This window comes from uncultured Flavobacterium sp., assembly GCF_937967675.1.
Taxonomy (GTDB): Bacteria; Bacteroidota; Bacteroidia; order Flavobacteriales; family Flavobacteriaceae; genus Flavobacterium.
This window is the reverse complement of the sequence record NZ_CALBSN010000141.1, coordinates 1-4,674: the sequence shown is the minus strand read 5'-3', so window position 1 is coordinate 4,674 and position 4,674 is coordinate 1. Positions and strand designations below refer to the sequence as shown.

Genomic DNA, 4,674 nt, shown 5'->3' with positions numbered 1-4,674 from the left:
TTTCACTTCTTCAAAAAAGTCGATTTCGGTTTCGTGTGGTAAAAAATCGGAGATGATGCGCACGATAAAATCTTGTGGTTTTTTCAAAAATTTAAACGTGTAATCTTCCATATTTACTACCGTTTTTTCGGCTAAATCGGTTGTTCTTACAAACTTGTCGGAAGTTAAAGAAGACAAACAAGGTAAGTTGAGCTTTGGCTTTTCGGTGATAATGGGTTTTCCGTTTTCAAACAAGCCGCCTTCGTAACCATATAGCGAAGCATTAGTAATTTCGATAGGTTTTCCTAAATGCAAATAATCAGGTAAATGGGCTTCTTTTCCTACCACAGCAGCAAAACCCATTAACACACAAATATCGTGTGGTGGCATTTGCATCATCGCCTTAGCCGTACTTTCACGACCAATTCCAGAAACAATTACTTCGTACGTATGATTCAAATTGGGAATTCGAGCTAAAGCGTTCAAGACCTTTTCTCGCTCAATTTCCATTGGTGTTAGGATAATTATCTTCAAAATCTCAAAATTAAATCACAAAATAAAGTAATTTGAAGAAATTAGAGCGTGTATTTTTTTATATTTTTGAAGAAATAAAAAATTAAATTGAATTTACTCTTTAAAATTTAAACCACATAGATACATAGATGGTCTTAGACTCTAAAAGTCGTTTCACTTTGCAATAGAAAACATAGCTATGTGTAACAATGAATTGACTATAACTATCTTTTTATCTATGTTTTTATGTGGTTAATTATTATCCATAAGAAAATTATTAACAGTATAACTAAATTTAAATTGCATTTTCGTTTCCACTAAATCATCATATGTCAAAACTACCAAACATCACTACCAATATTTTTTCTGTAATGTCGCAATTAGCGAATGAGCACGGAGCTATTAATTTATCGCAAGGATTTCCAAATTTCCCTGAAGATGAACGTTTGTTACAAATTTCGGAACGTATTATTCGAGAGAATATTCACCAATATACACCCATGGCGGGTTTGCCTTCGTTATTGGAAAAAATTGCGAATCAAACGTTAAAACAATACGGTAGAAAAGTCAATACCGCAACTGAAATGTTAATTACTGCTGGCGCTACACAAGGCGTTTTTACAGCAATTAACTCGTTTGTGAATCAGGGTGATGAAGTGTTGATTTTAGACCCTAGTTATGACAGTTACGAACCTTCGGTTTTGGTAGCGGGCGGAAAACCCGTTCGTGTTTCATTAAATGATAATTACACACCCAATTTCAACCGAATTGAAAGCGCGATTTCGGCTAAAACTAAAATGATTGTCATCAATAATCCGCACAATCCTACGGGAAGAATTTGGACAGAACAAGATTTTGAAGCTTTAGAAACTATTTTAGAAAAACATCCTCAAATTCTTATTTTGGGCGACGAAGTTTATGAATACATTACGTTTTCACAACCTCATTTTTCATTTAATACACGTCCAAAATTAGTAGAACGAACGATAATCGCTTCGTCTTTTGGAAAATCATTACATGTTACGGGTTGGAAAGTAGGTTATTTAATTGCTCCTGAACATCTAATGTACGAAATGAAAAAAGTACATCAATTTTTAGTGTTTAGCGTGAATAGTTTTTCGCAACATGCTATTTCAGAATATTTAGATGTAGTTGATTTTAGTGAAGTTTCCAACATGTACCAACGCAAACGCGATTTATTTCAAAACCTAATCAAAGACAGTCGATTCGAGTTAATGCCTTGCGATGGAACGTATTTTCAAGTGGTGAATTACAATCAAATTTCGAACAAAAACGATGTGGATTTTGCTAAAGAATTGATAGTAAATCACGGTGTGGCGGCTATTCCGATTTCTGTTTTTTATAACGATAATACGGATAGACACATGCTACGTTTTTGTTTCGCTAAAACGGATGAAACTTTGATGGCGGCGGCTGAAAAACTGTGCTCTATTTAAAAAAAGACTTTTATTTCTTCTCAGTAACCATAAACAACCTAAACAACACCTATACAAAAAAAGTATTCTTATTATTATACATCTAGTAAAACCTGTAGATGTTTAGTTTACTTAAAACATGTCTTTTTGTATAGTTTTTATGACAACATCTTATTTTTAACTTTAAAAAGATATTTTATCTTTAAATGTTTTGAATAACAAGATAATCATGTCGCTAAAAATAAAGGAATTTTACTTTGCCACTGTTATATTTTTATTATCCTACCACTCTCATGGTCAGTTGGGATTTTGCAATGGAAGTAAAGGTGCTCCTATTTTTTTGGAAAATTTCGGAAGCGGTTCCAATTATGGACCAGCATTACCTGTTGGTGTAACTAATTATACTTTTGTTAATACTAGATTTCCACAAGATGGTCAATACACTTTATACAACAGAACGAATTTAATTCCAAATTCAAGCAACTGGCATTATTCACTTGATAGAACTCCCGACAATGAGCCCGATGGAAGTAACGGAAAATGTTTAATTGTCAATGCTAGTAATACTCCAGGACAATTTTACAGAAGAACTGTTACAGGATTGTGTAGCAATACTCGATTCGAATTTTCGGCTTGGTTGTTGAATATCTATAATGCAGCTTCAGGTGGTTGCCCAGGAACTGGAATCCCGATTAACATAACTTTTGAGATTTGGGATCAAACCGATACGATTTTGTTACGTTCAGGAAATACTGGAAATATTGCAGGAACCTCTATTCCAATTTGGAATCAATTTGGTTTGGTTTTTACAATGCCTGCCGGACAAACATCGGTTATTTTAAAAATGCGAAATAATGGTGTTGGTGGTTGCGGAAACGACTTAGCCATAGATGATATCATGTTTAGAGCTTGTGGCGAAAACAGCACTATTATCAACACAGCAACTACTGGAAATACGATGACCATTTGCCAAAATTCAAGCATTACCAACCCCAATTTACAAGTTGTCACAACAGGAAGTATTTCGCATTTTTACCAATGGCAAAACAGTAATGACAACATAAATTTCACGGATATTCCTGGTGAAAACACTGCTAACTATACCCTACCAAACATAACAACCACAACGTATTACCGAGTTAAAATAGCGCAAGATATTGCTAATTTAAACAATGCTTTTTGTTCTACTTTTTCGGATATTTACAGTGTAGTTTTCATTCCATTACCTAATGCACCTATTTCGAATGGCGACCAACGTTTTTGCACCAATCAAGCTACAAGTTTAAGCGTAAGTGTTATGGGTGGAGAAACTGTTAATTGGTACGATAGTCAAACAAATGGAAATCTTTTATTAGCCAATTCAACGACTTACACACCTACTTCCACCGGAACTTATTATGCTGAAACTGTCACTATTTCAAGTGGATGCAGAAGTAATACACGAACGGCAGTGACATTATTACCCGCAATTTCAGTTACATATTCAGGACCAACGACTTTATGTACGAATACCAATACCGCCATTACACTTGTCGCTTCCGATGTAAATGCTACTTTGAATTGGACAGCTTCATCTACAGATGTTACAGGATTTTCAAATGGTTCGGGAACAAGTATTAATCAAACATTACAATATAACGGAACGACTTCAGGAACTGTAACTTATGTGGTTACCCCTATTTTAAATGGTTGCGAAGGAAATCCGGAAACCATAGTTGTAACCGTCACGCCAGCAACCACTATTAATTTAGTTTTTCCACCAATAACAACTACATATTGCTTAAATGCAACACCTGAAATTTTACCATTATCTTCATCAAACTCAACCCCAATTAATGGAACATGGAACCCATCAATAATAAACACATCAAGCTTAGGAACTACAACATATACTTTTACACCTCAAGTAGGTGCTTGCGAAAATATACCTGTTTTTGAAATAAATATAATTATTGGAAATGGTTTGATACCCGATTTCCCAAACACAATAACATTATGTTCAGGAGAAATAGCTCCTATTTTATCTAATATATCTCCAAACGGAATTTCAGGAACTTGGTCGCCAGCAGTTATTAACAATTTAGTTTCAGGAAGCTATACTTTTACACCTACCTTAAGCTCTTGTACCGTACCTCAAACTATAAATGTAACTATTTTAGAATCACAATTAGAAAGTTTTTTTTATAGTATTTCAGGAGCTTTTACAGATAATCAAAGTATTACAATATCTGCAATTCCATCAGGAAATTATTATTATCAATTAGATAATGGAGTACTTCAAGAAAGCAATATTTTTGAAAATGTGAGTCCAGGAATTCATACAATCACTGTAATTAACAGTAATACATGTGGTTATTTTCTTTCGGAAGAGATTTTGATTATCAATTATCCAAACTATTTCACCCCAAATAACGACGGAATTAATGACTTTTGGTACATCTCTGGAATGGATACTTTTGATAATTGGAAAATTTCAATTTATGATCGATATGGTAAACTGATAACGCAACTAAATTCTTCCCATCTAGCTTGGGATGGCACTTTCAATTCAAATAAACTTCCTTCAACTGATTATTGGTTTTTAATTGAATATGATGAAAGTGGAATTAGTAAAATATTTCGATCCCATTTCAGTTTAATTCGATAATAATAGCCCGATATAATACTATTTTAGATTATTTTAAACAGGTATTTATCACACTGTAAATCAATTACATTACACTTTAACCCATTGTTAACAAAATTG

Annotated in this window: 3 protein-coding genes; 2 read left to right on the top strand and 1 reads right to left on the bottom strand. The window is 33.6% G+C overall.

Features of this window, described 5'->3' with window-relative positions:
- Positions 1-513, bottom strand: a 513-nt coding sequence (locus Q0075_RS09615; protein ID WP_297869316.1) for a hypothetical protein, incomplete at its 3' end; no start/stop codon positions are given.
- A 308-nt stretch (positions 514-821) separates the two neighbouring features.
- Between Q0075_RS09615 and Q0075_RS09610 the strand changes: the two genes are divergently transcribed.
- A complete protein-coding gene (locus Q0075_RS09610) occupies positions 822-1,949 on the top strand; it encodes a methionine aminotransferase (RefSeq protein WP_297869315.1) in 1,128 nt (375 codons plus the stop codon).
- A 208-nt stretch (positions 1,950-2,157) separates the two neighbouring features.
- On the top strand, positions 2,158-4,575 hold the full coding sequence (locus Q0075_RS09605; RefSeq protein ID WP_297869314.1) for a T9SS type B sorting domain-containing protein: 2,418 nt from the start codon (positions 2,158-2,160) through the stop codon (positions 4,573-4,575).
- Positions 4,576-4,674 lie beyond the last annotated feature (99 nt).

What these genes read in the sequence shown, in the direction of transcription:
- Q0075_RS09610 (WP_297869315.1), top strand. Translation starts at nt 822, where the DNA reads ATGTCAAAACTACCAAACATCACTACCAATATTTTTTCTGTAATGTCG.
- Q0075_RS09605 (WP_297869314.1), top strand. Translation starts at nt 2,158, where the DNA reads ATGTCGCTAAAAATAAAGGAATTTTACTTTGCCACTGTTATATTTTTA.